At 70.1% G+C, this 18,228-nt stretch carries 17 protein-coding genes; 9 read left to right on the top strand and 8 right to left on the bottom strand.

Annotation, left to right across the window (positions count from 1 at the left end):
* The first annotated feature begins 109 nt into the window (after positions 1-109).
* The 6 genes from eno (at position 110) to ACYQ8Q_RS33700 (ending at position 6,400) form a co-directional block, all read left to right on the top strand.
* Complete coding sequence (eno, locus tag ACYQ8Q_RS33725; RefSeq protein WP_460070400.1) at positions 110-1,420, top strand: phosphopyruvate hydratase; 1,311 nt, start codon at positions 110-112, stop codon at positions 1,418-1,420.
* Between the two features lie 60 nt (positions 1,421-1,480).
* On the top strand, positions 1,481-2,485 hold the full coding sequence (locus tag ACYQ8Q_RS33720) for a VOC family protein (RefSeq protein ID WP_460070399.1): 1,005 nt from the start codon (positions 1,481-1,483) through the stop codon (positions 2,483-2,485).
* A gap of 33 nt (positions 2,486-2,518) precedes the next feature.
* Positions 2,519-3,070 carry a carboxymuconolactone decarboxylase family protein gene (locus ACYQ8Q_RS33715; protein WP_460070398.1) on the top strand — a complete coding sequence of 184 codons (552 nt, stop codon included), beginning with the start codon at positions 2,519-2,521 and terminating at the stop codon, positions 3,068-3,070.
* Positions 3,071-3,201: 131 nt separating this feature from the next.
* Positions 3,202-4,311 (top strand): alcohol dehydrogenase catalytic domain-containing protein, encoded by a 1,110-nt coding sequence (locus ACYQ8Q_RS33710; RefSeq protein WP_460070397.1) that lies wholly within the window; start codon positions 3,202-3,204, stop codon positions 4,309-4,311.
* Positions 4,312-4,389: 78 nt separating this feature from the next.
* Positions 4,390-5,301 carry a LysR substrate-binding domain-containing protein gene (locus ACYQ8Q_RS33705; protein WP_460070396.1) on the top strand — a complete coding sequence of 304 codons (912 nt, stop codon included), beginning with the start codon at positions 4,390-4,392 and terminating at the stop codon, positions 5,299-5,301.
* 232 nt (positions 5,302-5,533) lie between these two features.
* Positions 5,534-6,400, top strand: a complete 867-nt coding sequence (locus ACYQ8Q_RS33700; protein ID WP_460070395.1) for a 3-hydroxybutyryl-CoA dehydrogenase — start codon at positions 5,534-5,536, stop codon at positions 6,398-6,400.
* Positions 6,401-6,455: 55 nt separating this feature from the next.
* Here ACYQ8Q_RS33700 and ACYQ8Q_RS33695 read toward each other — a convergent pair whose 3' ends face one another.
* On the bottom strand, positions 6,456-7,406 hold the full coding sequence (locus ACYQ8Q_RS33695) for an AraC-like ligand-binding domain-containing protein (protein WP_460070393.1): 951 nt from the start codon (positions 7,404-7,406) through the stop codon (positions 6,456-6,458).
* Between the two features lie 316 nt (positions 7,407-7,722).
* On the opposite strand from ACYQ8Q_RS33695, the gene ACYQ8Q_RS33690 reads away from it, so the two are divergent.
* Both ACYQ8Q_RS33690 and ACYQ8Q_RS33685 read left to right on the top strand, forming a co-directional pair.
* On the top strand, positions 7,723-8,904 hold the full coding sequence (locus ACYQ8Q_RS33690; protein WP_460070391.1) for an acyl-CoA dehydrogenase family protein: 1,182 nt from the start codon (positions 7,723-7,725) through the stop codon (positions 8,902-8,904).
* Positions 8,901-9,398, top strand: coding sequence for a flavin reductase family protein (locus tag ACYQ8Q_RS33685; protein ID WP_460070389.1), 498 nt, complete (start codon positions 8,901-8,903; stop codon positions 9,396-9,398). The genes ACYQ8Q_RS33690 and ACYQ8Q_RS33685 overlap by 4 nt, the downstream gene beginning before the upstream one ends.
* Before the next feature lie 153 nt (positions 9,399-9,551).
* Here ACYQ8Q_RS33685 and ACYQ8Q_RS33680 read toward each other — a convergent pair whose 3' ends face one another.
* The 7 genes from ACYQ8Q_RS33680 to ACYQ8Q_RS33650 all read right to left on the bottom strand — a co-directional run bounded on the left by ACYQ8Q_RS33680 (position 9,552) and on the right by ACYQ8Q_RS33650 (position 15,555).
* Positions 9,552-10,163 carry a hypothetical protein gene (locus ACYQ8Q_RS33680; RefSeq protein ID WP_460070388.1) on the bottom strand — a complete coding sequence of 204 codons (612 nt, stop codon included), beginning with the start codon at positions 10,161-10,163 and terminating at the stop codon, positions 9,552-9,554.
* A gap of 156 nt (positions 10,164-10,319) precedes the next feature.
* Positions 10,320-10,640: a hypothetical protein gene (locus ACYQ8Q_RS33675; protein WP_460070387.1), complete on the bottom strand. Its 321-nt coding sequence runs from the start codon at positions 10,638-10,640 to the stop codon at positions 10,320-10,322.
* Between the two features lie 121 nt (positions 10,641-10,761).
* Positions 10,762-11,727, bottom strand: a complete 966-nt coding sequence (locus tag ACYQ8Q_RS33670; protein ID WP_460070386.1) for an electron transfer flavoprotein subunit alpha/FixB family protein — start codon at positions 11,725-11,727, stop codon at positions 10,762-10,764.
* Positions 11,728-11,755: 28 nt separating this feature from the next.
* Entirely contained in the window at positions 11,756-12,538 is a 783-nt protein-coding gene (locus tag ACYQ8Q_RS33665) for an electron transfer flavoprotein subunit beta/FixA family protein (protein WP_460070385.1), read from the bottom strand.
* A gap of 26 nt (positions 12,539-12,564) precedes the next feature.
* Positions 12,565-13,740 carry an acyl-CoA dehydrogenase family protein gene (locus ACYQ8Q_RS33660; RefSeq protein ID WP_460070384.1) on the bottom strand — a complete coding sequence of 392 codons (1,176 nt, stop codon included), beginning with the start codon at positions 13,738-13,740 and terminating at the stop codon, positions 12,565-12,567.
* Positions 13,741-13,830: 90 nt separating this feature from the next.
* Positions 13,831-15,060, bottom strand: coding sequence for a CaiB/BaiF CoA transferase family protein (locus tag ACYQ8Q_RS33655; RefSeq protein WP_460073603.1), 1,230 nt, complete (start codon positions 15,058-15,060; stop codon positions 13,831-13,833).
* 60 nt (positions 15,061-15,120) lie between these two features.
* Positions 15,121-15,555, bottom strand: a complete 435-nt coding sequence (locus ACYQ8Q_RS33650) for a PhlB family protein (RefSeq protein ID WP_460070383.1) — start codon at positions 15,553-15,555, stop codon at positions 15,121-15,123.
* A 398-nt stretch (positions 15,556-15,953) separates the two neighbouring features.
* Here ACYQ8Q_RS33650 and ACYQ8Q_RS33645 point away from each other — a divergent pair, with 398 nt between their 5' ends.
* On the top strand, positions 15,954-18,053 hold the full coding sequence (locus tag ACYQ8Q_RS33645; RefSeq protein WP_460070382.1) for an ATP-binding SpoIIE family protein phosphatase: 2,100 nt from the start codon (positions 15,954-15,956) through the stop codon (positions 18,051-18,053).
* Positions 18,054-18,228 lie beyond the last annotated feature (175 nt).

Below are 18,228 nucleotides of genomic sequence, written 5' to 3'. Positions count from 1 at the left end.
CGCCGGTCCGGCCTGCCGCCGACCGCAGCGTGTCCCTCGTCCGACGACAGGCCCCCGCACGGGCCCGCTCGCCACCTGTACCATCCCGACTCCGAAAGGTCGCACCGCCATGACAGACGCGCGGATCGCCCAGCTCCACGGCCGCAGGGTGTGGGACTCACGCGGTCGACCGACCGTAGAGGTCGAGGCACACCTCGCGAACGGCGCGATCGGGCGGGCCATAGCGCCGGCCGGGGCCTCGACGGGCCAGGGCGAAGCGCTCGACCTGCGCGACGGCGGCCCCCGCTTCGGCGGTCTGGATGTCCATCGCGCGGTCGGCTCGGTGAACGACGAGATCGCGCCCGCCCTCCTGGGCCTGGACAGCACCGACCAGGAGACCGTCGACCGGCTCCTGATCGACCTCGACGGCACCCCCGACCGCGGCCGTCTCGGCGGCAACGCGATCGTGGCCACCTCCATGGCCGTCCTGCACGCCGCCGCCGCGTCGGCGGGTGTACCGCTGTGGCAGCACCTGGCCGGCGGTCGGCCGGTGCGCATCCCGCTGCCGGAGATCCAGATCTTCGGCGGCGGCGCCCACGCGGACCGCCGCGTCGATGTGCAGGACTTCATGGTCGTCTGCCCCGCGGCAGGCAGCTTCTCCGAGGCACTGGACTGGACGGCGGAGATCTACCGGGCGGCCGGGAGCCTGATGCGGAAGGCGGGCAAGGCACAGGGGGTGGCCGACGAGGGTGGCTTCTGGCCTGCCTTCGACTCCAATGAGGAGGCGCTGGAGACCCTGACCCGGGCGATCGAGACCGCCGGCTTCGCGCCCTCGACCCAGGTCGGCATTTCCCTGGACCTCGCGGCCTCGCAGTTCGGCAGCGCGGGCCAGTACACGCTGGCGCTCGACGACCGCACCCTGGACACGGCGGCACTGATCGACATGCTGGGCGGCTGGATCGAGCAGTACCCGATCCTGTCCGTCGAGGACCCGGTGGGCGAGGACGACCACGAGGGCATGATGGAGTTCACCCGTCGCTACGGAAACCGATGCCAGGTCATCGGCGACGACTACCTGGTCACGAACGCCAAACGGGTCGAAGCGGCGGCCACCAACGGTGCGGCGAACGCCGTCCTCGTCAAACCCAACCAGGCGGGCACGGTCACCGAGGCGTACCAGGCCCTGCGCGCCGGGAAGGACGCCGGTTTCGGCACCATCGTGTCGGCCCGCTCCGGCGAGACCGAGGACGTCACCATCGCACATCTGAGCGTCGGCTGGGACGCCGGCCAATTGAAGGTCGGCTCGTTCACGCGCTCCGAACGCATGGCCAAGTGGAACGAGGTTCTGCGTATCGAAGAGTCCCTCGGCGACTCCGCAGAATTCAGCGGATGGTCCGCGTTCGCTTTCGCCGGAACCGGGCCTTCCACGACCAAGCCGTAAAACGGCTTCGAAGAATTACAGTCATCGAAATCAAGAGCCGATCGGAGCACGGAGACCAGCATGCTGCCACCCGTCAATCTGCGCCCGAGTTTCAACATCACCCGCTCCAGCCATGTCCGGCTCACCGTGGCCGACCTGGCCGCGAGCCGCGACTTCTACGCGCGAGCGCTGGGGCTCGTCGTCAGTGACGAGGACGAGCACACCTGCTACCTGCGCGGGCTGGCGGAAGCCTGCCACCACAGCCTCGTCCTGGAACAGGCCGACGAGGGCGCGGGCGCCTGCAGGAGGATCGGCTTCCGGGTGTTCTTCGACGAGGACCTCGACCTCGCGTACGCCTGGTTCCGTGAGCGGGGGCTGCCCGCCGAGTGGGTCGACGTCCCCCACCAGGGCCGTACCCTGCACGTCGCCGACCCCATCGGAACGCCGCTCGAACTGTGCGCGCACATGGAGACCCGGCCGCGGCTGCACATCGACTTCGCGCGGTTCAAGGGTGCTCACGCGCAGCGACTGGACCACTACCAGATCTTCGCGCCCGACGCCTACGAGCTGTGCGCCTTCTACAGCGAACTCGGTTTCCGCAACTCGGAGTACCTGGAGCACGGCGACAGACTGCTGGGCGCGTTCATGTACCGCAAGGGGACCTGCCTCGACCTCGCGATCGTCGAGAACACCGGGCCCGCCCTGCACCACTTCGCCTACACCGTCTCCGAGAGCCGCGACATCTTCAGCGCCTGCGACTGGGCCGGCATCCTCGGCTACGGCGACGGCGTGGAGCGCGGCCCCGGACGACACGGTCCGGGCGGGATGCTGTTCGCCTACCTCCGCGACCCCGACGGCCACCGGGTGGAGGTCTTCAACAGCCACTACCAGACCATCGACACCGAGGTCGAACCGGTGCGCTGGGACGCCGCCTCTCTGAGCACCAACGCCCGCTGGGGCCTGCCCGCACTGGAGAAGTGGTACTTCGAGGCGTCACCCTTCGCCGGCACGCCCCAGACCTCGCCGGCCGAACCGCCGAATCCGATGTCGCTGGAACGGTTCCTCCTCGAACAGCCCCTGCCCTGACCCTTCCCTTCGCCCGTCCCTCAAGGAGACGCCATGGCACGAGTTCCCTACGTTCGCCGCGAGGACGCGGACGAATCGCTGAAGCCGCTCTACGACCGGCTGGAGACCGAGCGCAAGGTCCCGACCGCGAACATCTTCCTCGCGCTCACCCATGCACCGGCACAGCTGGACGCCTTCCTGACCTACGCCAACGCGCTGCGGGCCGCCGACCTCAGCCCGAAACTGCGTGAACTGGCCATCCTGACCGTGGGCCACGCGACCCGGTCCGCCTACGAGGTCGCGCATCACCAGTCGCACGGACTCAGAGCGGGCCTTACCCAGGAGCAGCTCGCCGCCGTCGCCGACTTCGAGTCGTCCGGTCTGTTCGACGAGACGGAGCGGGCTGTCATGCGCCTCGCCAAGGAGTCCACACTCCACGTCGACGTCTCCGAGGAGACGTGGCGCGCCACCGCCGAGCACCTGACGGACCGGCAAATGGTCGAATTGTCCTTGTCCATCGCCTGGTACAACTCCGGCGTCCGCATCATGGGCCTGCTGGGCATCGACCTCGAGGACAACTACCCGAACCCGTTCCCGAATTCGTAGCACTCGGCGCCGTACGGCCCATCACCACATCGAATGTGATTACCGAGCCGCAGTTCCGCCGCCTCGGTCGCCGAAAAGAATGCCTCCGGCCCTCGACCCGTCGGGACGGAACAGTTTCAAGGAGTATTTCAATGGCGAAGATGCTCGCTGCACGACTGCACACGCTCGGTGAGCCGATGTCCGTGGACACGGTCGACGTGCCCGCCCCGCGGCCGACCGACGTGCTGGTGCGCGTCAAGGCATGCGGAATCGTGCCGAACATGGCCAACGTGATCAACAACTGGCCCACCTGGTATCCGCACCAGCCGCTGCCCAAGCTGCCCGCGATCTTCGGCCTGGACCCCGCCGGCGTGGTCGAGGCGGTCGGCGAGGCGGTGCTGAACACCAAGCCCGGTGACCGGGTGTATGTCAGCCCACTGCGGTCCTGCGGGAGCTGCCAGGTGTGCCGCGGAGGCGAGCTCAGCCGCTGCCGCTACTTCACTCTGAACGGCTACTTCAGCACCTCCCGCGACGGCCAGCGGATCTTCGACCTCTATCCCTACGGCGGTTTCTGCGAGTACATGACCGCGCCCCAGTACTCGATCGTCAACATCCCGGACAACATGACGTTCGAGCAGGCCGGCAAACTGGGCTACATCGGCACCTCCTACGGCGCCCTCAGACACGCCGTGGCCGGTCCCGGCCAGGTCGCGCTGATCGACGGCATCACCGGCACCCTCGGCGTCGCCTCCACCCTCCTCGCGCTGGCCTCGGGTGTCTCCAGGGTCCTCGGGACCGGACGCAACGAGGAACTCCTCAAGCGTGTCCAGGAGCTGGCCCCGGACCGGATCGAGGTCATGCGGCTGGGCGAGGGCTCCACAGGTGCTTGGGCGAAGTCGCGTACCGGCGGCGAGGGAGCGGACTTCGTCATCAGCGCCCTGGGCGCGAAGGCCCCGGTGGAGACGATGCTCGACTCCATGCAGGGCGTCCGTCGCGGTGGCAGGGTGGTCAACGTCGGCGGTGTGGCCGACCGGCTGCCGGTGGACGTGAAGTGGCTGATGGACGAGCAGGTCCAGCTGATCGGCTCCAACTGGTTCAGCACCGCGCAGGGCCAGGAGGTCGCCGACATGGTGGCCAGCGGAGCCCTGGACCTGTCGTACCTGATCACCAAGCCGTTCCCGCTGACGAAGGTCAACGAAGCGATCTCGGGACGCGCCACGGACCTCGACGGCGGATTCAGCAACTACGTCGTGATCCCCTGAACCGTAACGCCCCCGAACTCACCCTGCGGCGGTCCTGTTCTGCCCTGACGCCGCCGCGGGGTGTGTATTCCCGGCGGGATGGAGGAAGCGATGGAACTGCGCTGGCTGGAATCGTTCGTCGTCGTCGCGGACGAGCTGCACTTCGCTCGGGCGGCGGATCGCCTGCACCTGGCACCGTCGGCACTCAGCGCCCAGATCAGGGCGCTGGAGTCGCATCTGGGCGTACGGCTGATCGACCGCGGTCGGCGCACCCGCCCGGCCCTGACCAGCGCCGGGCGGCTGTTTCTCGAAGAGGCACGGCTGACGCTTGAGCAGGCCGCGCGCGCCGAGGCGGTGGGCCGGCGGGCCGGCCGCGGGGAGCTGGGACACGCCCAGATCGCGTACGTCGCCTCGGCCGCGTTCTCCGGAGTGCTGACCGCCGTCCTCACCCGCTGCGCGGCCTCCGGCACCGAACTCACCGTAGAGGTCCGCGAGTTGGAGACCCCTGCCCAGCTGGAGGCGTTGGCGTGCGGGGACATCGACGTCGGCTTCCTGCGCTGGCGGCCGGAGTACCCGCCGGACGTCACGGCCACCTGTCTGCTCACCGAGCAGGTCGTCCTGGCGCTGCCGGCCGCCGCCCCGCTTGCGGCGTACGAGGCGATACCGGCGGCGAAGCTGTGTGACGAGAACTTCGTGGCCCCGCACTTCGACGAGGAGTACGGCTGCCGCGACCAGATCCTCGAAGTGGCGGACCAAGGGGGGTTCAGTCCGCGGTGTGCGCCCCCGGTGCGGGACTTCATCGCTGCTCTGACGCTGGTGGGCGGCGGTCTCGCGGTGGCACTGGTACCGGATTCGCTGCGGCGTGTGCAGATCCCGGGAGTGGCGTACCGTCCGCTCGTGGACGTGGCGCTGACCACCCGGCTGGTCGGCGCCTACCGCAGGGGGGAGACCTCACCGGCGGTTCGCGGTGTGATCCGCCGACTGAGGGAGGCCGCTGCCGCCACCGCCTGAGACGGGGATCCGCAGCAGGCGTCCGGCATCGGCCCGACGCCTCGCAGGCATGCGGTCGACGCCGTCCGTCGTGGGCCTTCGGCCATCGTCGAACCGGTGCATGTTTGTACGCGGATGACGCACTGTCCGAGCAGGTCAGAGGGGGTGTGATCGGCCTACGCTCAACACGGCAGCACCCACCGTGGCGGGGTCCGTCGACCGCCGCCCGACCCAGGGACAGGCGGAGGAACACATGACAGCGATCAGGCACGTGGGCGTCGTAGGCGCGGGCCAGATGGGCCGGGGCATCACCGAGGTCTGTGCCCGGGCGGGGCTGCACGTCACGTTGTGCGACGTGACCGAGGACCGGGCCCGGGCGGGCCTGGCCGGTGTGGCGGACTCCCTGCTGAAGGCGGAGAAGCGCGGTGCCCTCAGGTCCGAGGAGCGCGCGCACGCTCTGGCCGGTGTCTCCGTCACGGGCGACCTCTCCCGCCTGGCCGGGGCCGATCTGGTCATCGAGGCCGCCGTCGAGGACGAGCAGGCCAAGACGGCGCTGTTCCGGCGGCTGGGCGAGATGACCACGAATCCGACCGCGGTGCTGGCGAGCAACACCTCCTCGATCCCCATCGCCCGGCTCGCCGCCGCGGCCGGACGTCCGGACACTGTGGTCGGCCTGCACTTCTTCAACCCGGTTCCCGCCATGCCCCTGGTCGAGGTCATCCCCTCGCTGCACACCTCGAAGGCCACGGAACTGCGGGTGCGGGCCTTCGCCGGCGAGATCCTGGGCAAGAAGACGATCGTCGCGCAGGACCGCGCGGGATTCGTGGTCAACTCCCTTCTGATCCCCTACCTGTTGTCGGCGGTGCGGATGGTCGGCTCCGGCACGGCGACTGCGGAGGACATCGACACCGGGATGACTGCCGGTTGCGCCCACCCCATGGGGCCGCTCCACCTGGCCGACCTCATCGGGCTGGACACCGTGGCGGCGATAGGCGAGGCGCTCTACGAGGAGTACCGGGAACCGCTGTACTCCCCTCCCCCGCTGCTGCGCCGCATGGTCGAATCAGGGCTGCTGGGCCGCAAGTCGGGGCGTGGATTCTTCGACTACCGGGCGGCCTGAGGGCGCGCCAGAAGCCGCTCGGTAGGGGTTGTTGCTTCGCTGCGGCCGGCTGACGTCACCGACGTGCCGCACGCGCCTCCCGGGGACTCATGCCGTACGCCGCCTTGAAGGCGTGACTGAAGTGGGCCGGGTCGGCGAAGCCCCAGCGCCCGCCGACGGAACCGACCGGAAGGTGGTCCAGGGCCGGATCGGTGAGGTCGCGTCGGCACCGGGCCAAGCGCTGTTCCCGGATCCAGCCCGCGACCGTGTGTCCCTGCGCCGCCAGCAACTTGTACAGGTAGCGGCGGGAGATACGGTGGGCGACCGCGATCCCCTCGGGGCTCAAACAGGGGTCGGCGAGCCGCTGCTCCATGTAGCTGAGGACGCGTTCGGCGAGCAGGCCCGGGCCGTTCTCCAGCTGCGTTGGGTCCGTGTCGGCGTGCTCCGCAAGCAGCGTGCCGATCAGGCCGACCACGTTGTCGGCGAGCCGGGGCGTGCCGCGGGATTCCAGGTGCTCCATCTGCCGCGCCAGCCCGTGCAGGAGGGGCAGCACCACCTGGCCGAGGCCGTCGTGGCAGGGCACCGGAGTCGCCGTCACACGCGCCAGCTCGCGCTCCGCCAACGGCAGCATGGCCCGCGGGAACATCAGCACGAGACCGCTGTGGGACTCGTTGAGGTCGTAGGTGAAGGGACGGCGCGTGTCGTAGACGACCAGTTCGCCCGGCCCGACCTGGGCCTGGCGGTCCCGCTGGGTGAGTACGCCGTGTCCGGTGAGCTGCAGGGTGAGCTGCAGGTAGTCGGGCGCGTCGGAGGCGATGTGCCGGCGGGTGCGCGCGAGGCTGTGCGGCGCGGCCGAGATGACCGACATCTGCACCTGGCCGACCCGTACGGCGTGCAGTGACGCGCTGAAGTCGGCGCTCTCGCGCGGCAGGACATCCAGGGGCACGAGGTTCTGGCCGACGGCTTCGCGCCAGCAGTCCAGTCTGTCGGTTGCCGTGCCGTCGCTCGGCGTCGCTATCCGGGGCATGCGGCTCTCCTCCCGGCGGTGCCGGCACCGGGAAACGGGCGCGGACGGCACTCCTGACGAGGATGGTAAGTCCCTCTGAGCCATCCGCAACCGGCCCCCGGGAAGTGTTCTCAGCCACACAAATTTCCGGTGCTCCCGGACACAAGCAGGACCTGCGCCCCGCCCCACATCATGCGGGCAGTGACCGGGGCGCCTCGGTCGGCGGTTCCGTGACCCCCGCGCCGCAACGACCGTTTCTCTGCGGCCATTTGATGCGCCCTCACCAGCGACACGCGGTTCCGGGCTCACGGATCGCACACACTCACAAGGATCGATCATGACGACATTGCTTCAGTCCACCTCGTCCCACGACCCCAGGACCGGCCACGGTGTGCTCGGCCGTGTCCGCGCGCACCTGCCCGAGATCGCGGCGCGTTCCGCCGAGGCCGAGGCCGCCCGGGCCGTTCCCGCGGAGATCATCACCGCCCTGCGCGAGGCCGGTGTGTTCCGGATGAGCCTGCCCAGGGTCTGGGGCGGCGAGCAGCTCGACCTCGTGGCGAGCGCTCGGGTGGTCCGGGAGATCTCGCGGGCCGACGGCTCGACCGGCTGGACCGTCCAGGCGGCCTCGATGGCCTGGTTCTTCGTACGGTCGCTGTCCCGGGAGACACTTGAGAAGGAGGTGTTCGGGGACGGCGCCGACCTGATGCTGCGTGGGGCGATAGCCCCGAAGGGCAGGGCGACGGCGGTCGAGGGCGGCTACCGCCTCAGCGGGCGCTGGCCGCTGGCCAGCGGCTCGTTCACGCCGGACTGGATGCTCGCCGGCTTCGTGGTCGAGGGCGCGCCCCAGCTGCCGGACGGGCGCCCGGACATGCGGATCGCGCTGATCCGCCCCGAGCAGGCCACTTTCCTCGACACCTGGGACGCGGTGGGCCTGCGTGCCACTCAGAGCACGGACTTCACGATGGACGACGTCTTCGTGCCCGAACGCTTCACGGGCCCGCTGGTGGGCGGCAACAACATCCCCGCTCCCTTCTACGGCCTGCCGTACACCGCCACCGGTGCCTCGCACGACGCCGTCGTCATCGGCTGCCTGGAGGGTGCGCTCGACGATCTCGCCGAACTGGCCGCCACCAAACGGCCGGCGTTCAACCCCGGGATGGTCATCGGCGCGGATCCGGTGTTCCAGGAGAAGTTCGCCGAGCTGCACCTGCGTACCGTGGCGCTGAACGCCCTGCTGGAGCAGACCGGCCGCGTCGTCATGGACCGGGCGCTCGCGGGTGAGGAGCCGACCCCCACGGAGTGGTTCGACTACACCGGCGGCCACCAGCACATCCACCACGAGGGCATCCGCATCCTCAACGAGATCATGACGCTGTCAGGCAGCTCGGGGCTCTACAGCTCCCATCCGATGCAGCGTCGCTGGCGCGACCTGCGCTGCGTCTCCCAGCACGTGGCGGGCAACAACGGCTCGCTGCGGCGCCTGGGCGCCGTGCTTTCCGGTCAGGAGGACGTCCGATGAGCCCGCTCGTCGCGACACCGACGGATCCCGCCGTGCTGCGCCAGGCGTTCGGCTGCTTCCCGTCCGGGGTGACAGCCCTGTGCGCGCTTGATTCGGGGACGCCGGTGGGCATGGCCGCGAGCACGTTCACCCCGGTCTCCCTCGAACCGGCCCTGGTGTCGGTCTGCGTCCAGGACACCTCGTCGACCTGGCCGAGGCTGCGGAGTCAGGGCCGCCTGGGCCTGAGCGTGCTGGCCGAAGGACAGGATCTGGTCTGCCGTTCGCTGGCCTCCAGAAACGGCGACCGGTTCGCGGGCGTCGGCTGGGAGGCCGGCGAGGACGGCAGCGTGTACGTCCACGGCGCGAACCTCTGGCTGGACTGCTCGATCCACTCCGAGGTCCCGGGCGGTGACCACACGATCGTGCTGCTGGAGATCCACCGTTTGAAGGCCGAACCCGACCGGGCGCCGCTGGTGTTCCACGGCAGCCGGTTCCGTCGTCTGGCCGCGTGCTGAGCCGATGGCGGCTCAGCGGGTCCCGGCCCAGCATGGTCGCCGTACGCCCTACCACACCGGCCGCGCTGTTGCCGGGCGGCGGTTCGGCCTGACGACCACCGCGTGGGCTCCGACGAGGCCGCCGAGCGACGGCACGGCCAGGTTGAAGACCCGCTAGAACAGGATGCTCGCGGTCAAGTCGGGTGGGAGAGGTGGCTTCGGGGCCGGCAGGGGCGGGGGCAGCGGTGGAGTGTGGTGGGGTGGCGGGGGTGCGGACGGGCGCAGGCCGAACAGTGAACCGGCGGTCTCCGCGAGCGCCGCAGCGCATCGCGTCGATGCCGCCTCCGGCACGGCCATGCGCCGCAGGGCCCCGGCCAGCGCGTCCTCCACCAGCGCCAGCTGTCCCGACAGCTCGCCCGGCCGGCCCAGGCGGCTGCCGTCGGCCAGGTCTGTGAGCAGCTCCTGTGCTCTTTGCTGCACCATCGCCAAAGCCTCCCACCCCCGTGGTTGCCGCTGCGGCCGGAGCCCCTCGGTCCTGGCGACGAATGGGCCGAGGGCCTCGCGGATCCGCTCGCCGGCATGGGCGTGCCAGAGCGTCAGCTCACCGGGCCGATCGGCTCGGAGGCCGGCGAGGACGACGAGCAGGGCCGCTGCGCCGAGCGGCCAGTCGCCGATGCCGCCCGTCCCGCTCCCGTGCGGATGACCGGCTTGCAGGAAGGGGCGCAGCGAGTCGAGGTGCTGTGCGGCGAGTTCGGCCGCGGACTGGCAGGCGTGTTCGGTGGGCACAGGTGGATCACCGCTTTGTCGAGGTGTTGTCGGCTGGTCCGGAACGGGCAGGGCACGGGCTGCGACGCCCTTCGGCGGGCCTCTTCGCGAGCACCTTGATGCCCAGCAACGTGGCTTCGATGTTCGTGCGGAGCTCGGCAAGGCGGAAGGCCACGATCACTTCCTCCAGCTCCGGGTTTGGTCGCTCGCCAGGCTGATCCCGGAGCGGCCCGGCCCGATCCGCGCGACCTGCCGCAGCCTTCCGGTCCCCTCCGGCCTGAGTGCGAAGTGCCAGGTGGCCAGGGGCTTTGCGGGATCCGGTGCGGGGTCGCCGTACCGGCCGTCGGGATCGACGACCGCCCAGCTGAACACCCGCTGCTTCGCCAGCTCGACGACATGGGAGACTGTATGCCAGTCGCCGACCAGCCGATGGTGGTCGTACCCGGCGAAACGCGCCCCGATCGCAGGCGGTCCTTCCGCGCCGTCGAGCCATCGCATGCTCCGCTTCTATGTGAACGTCACAGCCGGCCCTCGGCCCCTCCGCAAACAGCACGGTGTCTCTCCCCCTGGCCTGGCCGGACGGCCCGGACCTCGAAAGCGGTGTCCCCGAGAGGCCTCGTCAGCCGCCCGCGCGGCGGACGGCCACTTCCCGCGTCACCTGGGGCGCCACTGCGAACAGGTCTCCCTCCACTCCGTAGTCGGCGAGTTCGAGGATCGGCGCCTCCGGGTCCTTGTTGACCGCGACAATCGTCTTGGAGGTCTGCATCCCGGCAAGGTGCTGGATGGCCCCGGAGATGCCCAGGGCGATGTACAGCTGGGGCGAAACAGACTTTCCGGTCTGTCCGACCTGGTACGGGTGCGGGTAGTAGCCGGCGTCGACCGCAGCGCGGGAGGCACCCACCGCGCCTCCCAGGGCATCGGCCAGTTCCTCGACCACCTTGAAGCCGTCCGCTCCTCCGACACCGCGTCCGCCGGACACGACGACGGTCGCCTCGGTGAGTTCGGGACGATCACCCGCGAGCGCGGCGCGACGGGCAGTGATACGCGCCGATGCCGCGGGATCGATCGGCGGCGGGACGAGCTTCTGCTCCTCCGCCTCCTCAGGATGCTCCTCCGGCTCGAAGGACCCCGGCCGCACGGCGATGACCGGTATGCCGTGGGTGACTTGGGAGCGCACGGTGTACGACCCGCCGAAGACGATCTGGGTGGCCACGCCGGACGAGTCCAGGTCGACCGCGTCGATCAGCAGCCCGGCGCCCAGCCGCGTGGCCAGACGCCCGGCCACCTCCTTGCCGTCCGCCGTCGCGGAGACCAGAACGGCGGCAGGGGTGGTCTCCCGGACCGCCAGCTCCAAGGCGTCGACGGCCGGTGTGGCGAGGAACACGTCCGCCTCGGTGGATTCGGCCGCGTAGACGCAGGTGGCGCCGTGGCGGGCGAGGGTCTCACCGAGGCGTGCCGCCGTGCCGGGGGCTCCCACGACGACTGCGGCCGGGGCGCCCAACCGCCGTGCGGCGGCGAGGAGTTCGTGCGTGGACTTGTGGACACGTTCCCCATCGTGGTCGACGAGGACGAGGACATCGGGCATGGGTGCCTGCTTCGTGTTCGGGGCGGTTTCAGATGATTTTCTGGGCGATGAGGTAATCGACGAGCCTCCGGCCGGCCGAACCGTCGTCCGTGACACGGATTCCGGCGATCCGTGCCGGACGCGGGACGGCCTCCACCACGCGGGTACGGGTTGCGAGGAATCCGGTGTCGTCCGCGTCGGGGAACAGATCGTCGAGGTCGACCGTCACCACCGGCTTCTTCTTGGCGGCCATGATCCCCTTGAAGGAGGGGTAGCGCGGTTCGTTGATCTTCTCCGTGACGCTCACCAGCGCGGGCAGCTGCGCGCCGAGCGTCGCCTCGCCGTACTCGGTCTCGCGCTCCGCGCGCACCCGTCCCGCTTCCACGGTCAGCTCCCGCGCATGCGTCAGCGGGGGCAGGCCGAGCAGGTCCGCGACGACGGCGGGGACCGCGCTCGCCTGTCCGTCGGTCGTCGCGTTGCCCGCGAGGACCAGGTCGACGTCCGCCACGGTCCGTACGGCGGCTGCCAGCACCTTCGCAGTGGTCACGATGTCGGCGCCCTGGAGCCGGTCGTCGCAGATGTGGATGCCGCAGTCGGCGCCCATCGCCAGGACCTTGCGGATGGCGTCGAGCGCGGAGTCGGGTCCCATGGACACGACGGTGACCTCGGCACCCACCGCCTCCTTCAGGGCCAGGGCCTCCTCCGCGGCGCGCTCGTTGATCTCGTCCAGGACGAGATCGGCGCTCTCGCGGTCAAGGGTGTGATCGGTCTCGGACAGGGTGCGTTCGGCAGCGGTGTCCGGGACCTGCTTGACGAGTACGACGATGTTCACGGTCGTCTTCCTTGAGTCCTGGGTGGTCAGCGGAACGCCGGGTGGCCGGTGATCGCCTGCCCCACGACCAGCGTGTGCATCTCGCCGGTGCCCTCGTAGGTCAGCACGGACTCCAGGTTGTTGGCGTGGCGCAGCGGCGAGTACTCCAGGGAGATGCCGTTGGCCCCCAGGACGGTGCGGCACTCCCGCGCGATCGCGATCGCCTCCCGGACGTTGTTGAGCTTGCCGGCGCTGATCTGCTCGGGCCTGATGCGGTGCTGGTCCTTGAGTCGTCCCAGGTGCAGGGCGAGGAGGGCCGCGCTGCCCAGGGAGACGGTCATGTCGGCGAGCTTCTTCTGGGTGAGCTGGAAGGCGCTGATCGGCTTGCCGAACTGCACCCGGGAGTCGGCGTACTCGATGGCCGCCCGGAGCGAGTCGCGGGCCGCGCCGACGACGCCGAACAGAATGCCGAAGCGGGCCTCGTTCAGGCAGGACAGAGGGCCGCGCAGACCTTGTGCAAGGGGCAGCCGCGCCGAGTCGGGGAGCCGCACGTTGTCGAAGTACAGCTCGGAGGTGATCGAGGCGCGCAGCGACATCTTCTGCTTGATGTCCTGGGTGGTGAAGCCCGGTGTGCCGCGCGGTACGAGGAAGCCGCGGACGCCGCCCTCGGTCTGCGCCCACACGGTGGCCACATCGGCGATACCACCGTTGGTGATCCACATCTTGGAGCCGTTCAGGATCCAGTCGCCGCCGTCGCGCACCGCCCGGGTGCGCATCCCGGCGGGGTCGCTGCCGAAGTCGGGCTCGGTCAGGCCGAAGCAGCCGATCGCCTCACCGGCGGCCAGCCTTGGCAGCCACTCCTGCTTCTGCTCCTCCGTACCCCACTTCCAGATGGAGAACATCGACAGCGAGCCCTGTACGGAGACGAAGCTGCGGAAACCGGAGTCCGCCGCCTCCAGCTCCAGGCAGGCCAGGCCGTAGGACACGGCGTTGGTCCCGGCGCAGCCGTAGCCGTCGAGGTGCATGCCGAGCACCCCCAGCTTGCCCAGTTCCGGAGCGAGCTCCCGGGCGAAGTGGGCGTTCTCGAACCACTCCCCGAGGTGCGGGCGCACCCGGTCGGCCAGGAACTTGGCCACGGTGACCTGGATCTCGCGCTCCTCGTCGGTGAGAGTGGAGGCGATGTCGAGCAGGTCGAGAGGGTCCTTCAGCGGCTTGCCGCTCATGTCGGGCTCCTTGTCATCAGGAATGGGAAATAGGTGGTGCCGGTCGGATCTCCGTGCCGACGCCCCCAACGGTCGGGGGAGTGCTCCGGGTCACACGGGGGCACGGTCGGGCCCGTCCGACCGACGGTGGAGGACCTGCGTGGTGTGCTGGCCCAGACGGGGCGGGGGCGAGCGGTACTGCGCGGGTGTCCCGCTCAACGCGATGGGGTGCGCGATCTGGCGGGATGGCCGGCCTCCTTCCCCGTCGGCGAGGGCGACGGGCATGTCGACGATGCCGGGAAGGCCGAGTCTGTCGGCGAAGGCGAAGGCATCGTCGATGGTGTTGACCGGTCCGGCGGGCACCCCGGCCGCCAGCAGGACGGTCGACCAGTGGTCGGCGCCTGCGGAGCTGAGTCGCTCGGTCAGGATGTCCCGCAGTTCGGCGCGGTGGGTGACCCGGTCGGCGTTGGTGCGGAAGCGGCCGTCGCGAGCGAGACCGGCGTTCCCGACGACCTCGGCGAGCGCCGCGAACTGCCGGTCGTTGCCCACGGCGAGCGCGATGGGACGATCGGCGGTGGGGAAGGTCTCGTACGGGGCGATGCTCGGATGCGCGTTGCCCATGCGGCCCGGTATCACGCCGGCGACGGCGAACGCCGACGCCTGGTTGACCAGCGCGGACAGCAGCGAGCCGAGCAGGTTCACCTCCACTCGCTGGCCCTGCCCGGTGGCGTCGCGGTGCCGGAGGGCGGCGAGGACACCGAGAGAGGCGTGCAGGCCGGTGATGACATCGACCAGGGCCACGCCCGCCTTCACCGGCTCACCCTCCGCGGTGCCGGTCACGCTCATCAGCCCGCCGACGGCCTGCACCAGCAGGTCGTAGCCGGGGATCGCCGCACCCGCGCCGCTGCCGAAACCACTGATCGAGCAATAAACCAACTCTGGTTTCCGGGCGCGGAGTTCGTCATACCCCAGGCCCAGCCGCTCCATCGTGCCGGGGCGGAAGTTCTCCACCACCACGTCGCACTCGGCGACAAGGGCACGGGCCTGTTCGCGGCCGGACTCCGTGGTCAGGTCAAGGACGACCGACCTCTTGTTCCGGTTGACGCTCAGGAAATAGGTGGAGGTACCGTCGCTGTCCGCGGGAGGGTGCCAGGCCCGGGTCTCGTCCCCGATGCCCGGCCGTTCGACCTTGACCACGTCGGCACCGAGGTCGCCGAGGAGCATGGTGGCGTAGGGCCCGGCAAGGACCCGGGAGAAGTCGGCGATGCGCAGGCCGTCCAGCGCCCCCGGCTCCACTCCTTGAAGGCCGCCGACCCATCCGTCCGGCACGTCGTGCTGGATGCTCACGCACCCTCCTTTCTGATCGTCACGCCCGACCTGCTGTCGCGGCACCGCATGGCGTCACCACCAGCGCTTCGACGGCTGGCCAGGGTGAGTGAGTTCGACGGTGGGAAGGCCCCGGCCAATTGGCGCGACGGCCTGTACGACAGTCACGCTCGCTCCCACCGCCACCACGACCGGCGCCGTCCCGACGACCTGGCAGAGCAGGTGGAAGCCCTCGTCCATCGCGACAAACCACGTGTTGTGCTGGGCGTGGCCGTTGCGGCGAACGACGACTCCGACACCCGCGCTGCGCTCCAGAGCGAAGGCCACGGATCCGCAGGCACGACAGAACCGGCGCCGGTAGTCCGGAGTGCCGCACCACAGGCAGCGCTGGAAGAAGAGCTCGCGGCAGGTAGCCGGTGCGGTCGGCATGCCGACCGGGGCCGCCTCGACGGCAACCGCTTCGGAGTCGTCCACGCGGTGGATGTGTTCACGGATGTGTGTCTGGAACATGGCGGCCTCCTGCACGCAGTTCGGTGACCGGGACAAGGGACCGGGTTCTCCTGTCCCCCTCACCCTGGCCCCGCCGCGGATCGCCGGTCAACGACGAGCTGACGCATGTTTGTGCGCGGAAAACGCGCCATCGGCCGAGGTCAGACCGGGTTTCCCGGCGCTACCCTCAGCACCGGGCCCTGCTGGTCACCGGCGCGGGTCAAGGCCGGGAACACCGCCGCACCCGTCACGCGGGCGCCATCGCCCGAGCCTCGACGGGCGAGCCGTTCGAGGCGAACGCCGAGGCTATGCGGTATAGCCTCGAACAAGGGGATCGGCCCTCTGGAGCGGCAATGGGAGACGAGGGAAATCTCGCTAGAGCGGCGAGTCCCGTGACGGCTCTCGGCGCGGAGGACCGGATGCTCGCCACAGCACTGCGGAACGCGGTGCGCGAGCTGCAGGCGACCACCGCTGCCGCGATGCTCCCCTTGGAAGACGGCCGGACACTGGCCAACGTCGTCGTGGTCGGCGACCCGCTGTCGATCTTCACCGTGGCGGACCGGCATCCGGTCGACGACGACCGGTACACCGGAGCCGTCGCCTACCGCACCGGCCGCCAGTGTGTCCGTGTCCGGTCACAGACGCCCAGCGGCGTCCGCCCGGCCATGTCGTTCCCGTACGCGATAGTGGCCACTCCGTTGGTCAACGACGACGGACGGTCCTTCGGGGTCATCGTCATCGTGTGGGCCGACCCGGTCGAATGGGCGGCCTCGTCGGCCAGGATGCGGCACCACTGCCAGAGCGTCGCAAAGGAACTCTCCCGGGCTCTGCGCGTGCGCGCCGGCCTGCCCCCACGAAGGCACCACGCCGTAGCGCCGAGATTCATCCTGGCTCCTCCCACAGAGGAGGACACCCTGCTGGAGTCGGTGAGCCTGTCGCTGGTCTACCAGATCGGCCGACTCGCCGCCGAGCTGAGCTCGGCCCCCGGTCTCCGGGACGTCGTCGAGACGGCGATCACGCGGATCATGGAACCCTTCGGAGCCCGGTGTCTGGCCATCTCGGTCATCGACGAAGGGCGGCCGCGCCTTCTCGGCTACAGCGGAGCGGGCCCCGCGCTCGCCGCGCGCCTCACGAACGCTTCGACGGGCGCGTGGGAAGAGGAGACGACCACCGACCCAGTTCCGCCCCCGGAGCGGCCCCTCTTCTTCGAAGCCGTGGACACGGACGAACCGATCTCAGCCTACTGCCTGCTCCCTTTGGTGATCGACGAACACGACACCGGAACCCTCGCCCTGGGCTTCGACCACCAGCGCCCCTTCAGGGCGGAAGAACGGGCCGCCCTGGCCACGGTGGCACAGCTCCTCGCTCAGTCCATCGGCCGGGCCCGGCAGTTCGAGACCGAACGCAGGCTGGCCCAGGAACTGCAACAGGGACTGCTGCCCCATGCTCTCCCCCACCACGCGGAAGTCGACATCGCGGCCCGTTACGTGACGGCGACGACCGGTACCGTCGGCGGCGACTGGTACGACGTGGTCAACCTCCCCGACGGCGCTCTCGGTCTGGTGATCGGCGACGTGGAGGGACACACACCACGTGCGGCCACGACCATGGGCCAGATCCGCAGCGCGATCCGCGCCTACGCCGCCGAAGGCCACCGCCCGGCAGATGTACTCACCCGCACCAACCGACTCCTCTCAGACCTCGGCACCGACCTGCTCGCCACCTGCTGCTGCGTATGGCTGGACCCGGAAGCCGAATCCGCCGAAATCTCGTCCGCGGGACACCCGGCACCGCTGCTCGGCCACATCGGCCGCCCCTTCACGACCCCCGAACTGCCCCAGGGCATACCGCTCGGCGTGCGGCCCGACACCTCCTACGGCTCCGCGCGGGTCCCACTCCCCGCGGAAACCGTCCTGGTCCTGTACACGGACGGGCTGATCCGCTCCCACACAGTGCCGCACGACGAAGGCGCCCAGGCCCTGTCCGCATGCCTCGCGGCACCCGGCGAACCGCGACTGGAGATCCTGGCCGACCACCTGCTCGACATCACGGGCACCGGCGGCCGACGGGACGACGACGCGGTGGTGTTGATCGCCCAGTTCCTGGGCCTGGGTGCCGACCGACGCCAGCGAGTGGCACGAACGTTCGTCCAGCGTCACGACCTTCGTGCCGTCGCCGACGTCCGCCGGTTCCTGCGCACGCAGGCACGGTCATGGGACTGGGAAGCCGTCTCGCCCGACCTTGAGCTGGCCGTCACCGAACTGGTCACCAACGGTCTGGTGCACGCCGACAGCGAGGTCGAGGTCCGGCTCCGGGAGTACACCGACCGGCTGCGTGTCGACGTACGCGACTCCGATCCTCGGCCACCCCTGCCGGCACCCGTGCTCGCCTCGGGTGAGACGGACAGGGAGTCGGAACACGGCCGGGGACTCCTCATCGTCGATGCCCTGGCCTCCTCTTGGGGCAACTCCCCCAGCGGGCGCGGAAAGTCGGTCTGGTTCGAACTGACCAGACCCTGACCACTGCCCCAGCAACGACCGCAGTCGACCGCGGCCCCTGCGCAGCAGGGACAGCACCGTCCCGGTGGGCGTCCGCATGATGTCGGCGATCTCCCGGACGGTGAAGCCCTGCCCATAGGTCTTACCCAGGGCATCCAGAGGCGAGCCCTGCGGCTCATTCAGGCACTCGTCACTG

The sequence above is a fragment of the Streptomyces sp. YKOK-I1 genome (assembly GCF_054660435.1).
This window is presented reverse-complemented; position numbering and strand designations above follow the sequence as displayed.

Excerpts from the sequence above, each read along its gene's own strand:
- ACYQ8Q_RS33705 (WP_460070396.1), top strand. The coding sequence starts at position 4,390 with ATGGAGGAAGCGATGGAACTGCGCTGGCTGGAATCGTTCGTCGTCGTC.
- ACYQ8Q_RS33720 (WP_460070399.1), top strand. The coding sequence starts at position 1,481 with ATGCTGCCACCCGTCAATCTGCGCCCGAGTTTCAACATCACCCGCTCC.
- ACYQ8Q_RS33650 (WP_460070383.1), bottom strand. The coding sequence starts at position 15,555 with ATGTTCCAGACACACATCCGTGAACACATCCACCGCGTGGACGACTCC.
- ACYQ8Q_RS33710 (WP_460070397.1), top strand. The coding sequence starts at position 3,202 with ATGGCGAAGATGCTCGCTGCACGACTGCACACGCTCGGTGAGCCGATG.
- ACYQ8Q_RS33715 (WP_460070398.1), top strand. The coding sequence starts at position 2,519 with ATGGCACGAGTTCCCTACGTTCGCCGCGAGGACGCGGACGAATCGCTG.
- ACYQ8Q_RS33670 (WP_460070386.1), bottom strand. The coding sequence starts at position 11,727 with ATGCCCGATGTCCTCGTCCTCGTCGACCACGATGGGGAACGTGTCCAC.
- ACYQ8Q_RS33660 (WP_460070384.1), bottom strand. The coding sequence starts at position 13,740 with ATGAGCGGCAAGCCGCTGAAGGACCCTCTCGACCTGCTCGACATCGCC.
- eno (WP_460070400.1), top strand. The coding sequence starts at position 110 with ATGACAGACGCGCGGATCGCCCAGCTCCACGGCCGCAGGGTGTGGGAC.
- ACYQ8Q_RS33700 (WP_460070395.1), top strand. The coding sequence starts at position 5,534 with ATGACAGCGATCAGGCACGTGGGCGTCGTAGGCGCGGGCCAGATGGGC.
- ACYQ8Q_RS33645 (WP_460070382.1), top strand. The coding sequence starts at position 15,954 with ATGCTCGCCACAGCACTGCGGAACGCGGTGCGCGAGCTGCAGGCGACC.
- ACYQ8Q_RS33695 (WP_460070393.1), bottom strand. The coding sequence starts at position 7,406 with ATGCCCCGGATAGCGACGCCGAGCGACGGCACGGCAACCGACAGACTG.
- ACYQ8Q_RS33685 (WP_460070389.1), top strand. The coding sequence starts at position 8,901 with ATGAGCCCGCTCGTCGCGACACCGACGGATCCCGCCGTGCTGCGCCAG.
- ACYQ8Q_RS33675 (WP_460070387.1), bottom strand. The coding sequence starts at position 10,640 with ATGCGATGGCTCGACGGCGCGGAAGGACCGCCTGCGATCGGGGCGCGT.
- ACYQ8Q_RS33690 (WP_460070391.1), top strand. The coding sequence starts at position 7,723 with ATGACGACATTGCTTCAGTCCACCTCGTCCCACGACCCCAGGACCGGC.